The organism is Binatus sp. (SeqCode), assembly GCF_036522015.1.
Classification (GTDB): Bacteria; Desulfobacterota; Binatia; order Binatales; family Binataceae; genus Binatus.
Genome location: NZ_DATDGQ010000073.1, coordinates 1 through 3,074, shown reverse-complemented (window position 1 = coordinate 3,074; position 3,074 = coordinate 1). Strand labels below are relative to the sequence as shown.

Sequence of the window (3,074 nt, the reverse complement as noted above, 5' to 3'; positions counted from 1 at the left end):
ACTGAAAAGAACGGCGCTACGCTGGTCGCCCCGCGCAGCCAATTGCGATGCACGCGGCCGAATCGGGAGCAGTTCGCGAGCGAGGCGATCAAGATAACCGGCGCGGCCGGCGACGCGATCATTTCGCACGGTCTGCTGTGGCACGACACTTCGCAAAATCACACCGAAGAGCCGCGTGTCGCGCTACTGATCAACTACGGCCTGAAAGTAATTCGCCCGCTCGATTCCGAGATAGCGAAAGTTCCGCCCCACGTACTCGAACGCGCCACGCCCAAACTGCGCCAGTTGCTCGGCCTGGAATTCGCTAGTTCACTGGCGCGCGATCTGACAAGAGGCGGCCTGTACTGAAACTCGCGCTATGGAAAACACGAAGCTGACACCAATTATAGTCAAGCGCCGCGGCGACGGATTTGAATTCGTCCCGTCCACGACTTTCGCCAGCTTGATGATCGGCGGCTTCGTCGCGGGCAGCGCAATCTACCTCTACCTGTCCACTTATTTCATTCGATCTGCGAACCCTCTGATAGGCGTAACTCTCCTTCTCGCAGGAGTTCTGATCGCCGCGATGGCGATACGCGCCTGGCGCACCCGCAACACTCCGCTCAACGTCGAAAATGGAGGCCGCGTCAGCTACGGCGAGCGGGAATTGTGCGCTGCCGGAACCGTTCGAAGCGTGCGGATCGTCCCGTCGCTCGGCGGCGAGGTCGGCGACTGCGAGGTCCGGCTGGAACTGGCAGATGGAAGCCAGGTCGCGATTCCGTCGCAGTACTTCGCCGGCTTCAGATCGCGAAAGCACGCACGACCATTCGCCGCAGAATTCGCAAAGGCGTTAGGAGTTCAGGTCACAGAATCCGCTGACGAGTAATGCAATGGCGAAATTGGATGACGCAGTCCGAGGCGATCCCATGATCTCGGAGGCACTGACGAAGATCGCGAAGGAGCGTGGATGGTCCGACGAATTGACGCGCCGGGTCGCCGAAGCGCGCGTGCCTCTCTCGTCGCTCTACTCGTGGACCTGGGTTGGCCTTTCGCCGGAGCAAACCGCCGCGCAGCTCGGATGGTACGATAGAATGACGAGCGGCGACTTGCGCGGACGCGACGCGACCTATGCCGACAACGAGGAATTCTCGGCGATGTGGTCCGATTCGCACGAAGAAATAGCCGGATGGGAAATTATCGTCGAGCGCGGGCCCGACGCGTTCGCGCAATTCAAGTTGCAGCAGAATGTTCAAATCCCGATCCTGCTGCGCGGCCCTGAGATCGTCGCGTGCTGCGCATTTTCCAGGCGTAAGGTGCTGATCGACGGACGTCCGTTTTCCGTTCAATACGGACAGGCGCTGCGGGTGCGGCGCGCCTATCGCCGGCTCGGTTACGGAGACCAGGTGCGGCGGCTCGCGATGCCGCCGGGACTGTCGCGTCCATCGGTCGGCCAATACGACATCATGCGCTCGCAGAATTTTGCGGTGGTGAACTGGTGGCAGAAGTACAGCCCCCAATTTTTCGAGAACACGCCCACCCGCGAAGGCTCGGTACCCGGTCTGCCGATTTCTGTCTCGCAATTTCCCGCCGTCGCGCGAGCCGATGACGATCGCGCCATCCGGCCGGTGCGGCGCGAGGATCTCGCCGCGTGCGCCGCGCTCATCAATCGTACTCACACCGGAATGGATCTGTTCCGGCCCTACAGCTCTGAGTTCCTCGAAGACGTGCTCGACGAAGGCTTCTGGGGCGATCGTCCGAAGCCGACCGGCAATCCACAGATGGACTGGTGGAAGAGCGTTTACGGATGGACCGACTACTTCGTCCTCGAAGAGGCGGGGCGCATCCGCGCGTGCGGCGGCTTATGGGATCGCGGCCGCGATATGCGCGAGCAATGGCGTCGAATTGGCGGCGACGAGCATCGCTCGATCGCGATCGCGTGCGTGCTGGACTTCGGCTACGACGACGGCGCCGAGGAATGCATGGCGCGCCTGCTGCGATGGATGATTGGACGCGCGCATGAGCTGGGCCGCGACTACCTCGCAATTCCGATCGAGCATCTGCCGAAGCTGGTGGCGGCGATGGAGAAATCGCGTCCGGAGCCCGACACCCGCGCCTTGCGATGGGGCCTCAAAGAACCACCGATCAAACGACCTTACACGGATCTCCGCTATTGGTAGCAGCGTGAACCGTTTTCATCGGGCGCCGTCATGAGCACCACGCACACAGTTGTCATTAACGGAAAGTCGCACCGGGTGACCGTCGATCATTACGAGACGCCCCTCCTGTATGTCCTGCGCGACGACCTCGGTCTCAAGGGAACGCGCTTCGGATGCGGCGACGGTAGTTGCGGCGCGTGCACAGTGCTGGTTGACGGGCGCGCGCAACGCTCCTGTGAATCGCCGGTGTGGTCCGTTGAGGGCAAATCGATCACGACTGTTGAAGGCCTCGGCACGCTCGACCAGCCTCACGCGCTGCAGCGCGCGTTCATCGAGTTTCAGGCTGGTCAGTGCGGCTACTGTCTCTCCGGAATCATAATGACGGCTGCGGAACTAATCGGGAGCGGCGCCGAGCCCTCGCGCGAGAAAATCGTCGCGGCGCTTGACGCCAATCTCTGCCGGTGCGGCGCTCATACGAGAATCGTCAAGGCGATCGAAGCCGCGTGGAAGGCCTCGATCGCGGGAGCCGCGCGATGATCCCGGAAAAACTTCCGTGGAGCATCCAGGAAAATCCGCTGCTCAGCCAGTGGGTCGATTTCAGCGAACCGGGAATCGTGCGCGTGTTTTCAGCCAAGGTCGAAATCGGACAGGGCATCGTCACTGCCATCGCTCAAATCGCGTCCGCCGAACTCCGGCTTCCGATGTCGAAGGTCGTAGTCGTTTCGGGCGATACGCGAAGCTGTCCGAACGAAAGCTACACGGCGGGCAGCATGTCGATTGAAGTGGGAGGCACCTCCGTCAGGATGGCTTGCGCCGAAGCGCGCCGTGCGATCGTCGAGCGGGCCGCGCGCATGCTTGACGTCGATGAGTCGCGCACTACCGCTGATGGCGGGTTCATTCTCATGGATGGGACGCCTTCGGGGCTCGACTATTGGCAGG

Annotated in this window: 5 protein-coding genes; all 5 read left to right on the top strand. The window is 61.9% G+C overall.

Annotation, left to right across the window (positions count from 1 at the left end; genetic code table 11):
- On the top strand, positions 1 to 348 hold a 348-nt coding region (locus VIW95_RS03150), incomplete at its 5' end, for a phytanoyl-CoA dioxygenase family protein (protein ID WP_331583954.1).
- A 10-nt stretch (positions 349 to 358) separates the two neighbouring features.
- Positions 359 to 865, top strand: coding sequence for a hypothetical protein (locus tag VIW95_RS03145; protein ID WP_331583952.1), 507 nt, complete (start codon positions 359 to 361; stop codon positions 863 to 865).
- Between the two features lie 4 nt (positions 866 to 869).
- A complete protein-coding gene (locus tag VIW95_RS03140) occupies positions 870 to 2,156 on the top strand; it encodes a hypothetical protein (protein WP_331583950.1) in 1,287 nt (428 codons plus the stop codon).
- A 30-nt stretch (positions 2,157 to 2,186) separates the two neighbouring features.
- Positions 2,187 to 2,672 carry a (2Fe-2S)-binding protein gene (locus VIW95_RS03135; RefSeq protein ID WP_331583948.1) on the top strand — a complete coding sequence of 162 codons (486 nt, stop codon included), beginning with the start codon at positions 2,187 to 2,189 and terminating at the stop codon, positions 2,670 to 2,672.
- On the top strand, positions 2,669 to 3,074 hold a 406-nt coding region (locus VIW95_RS03130; protein WP_331583946.1), incomplete at its 3' end, for a molybdopterin cofactor-binding domain-containing protein. The genes VIW95_RS03135 and VIW95_RS03130, both read left to right, overlap by 4 nt.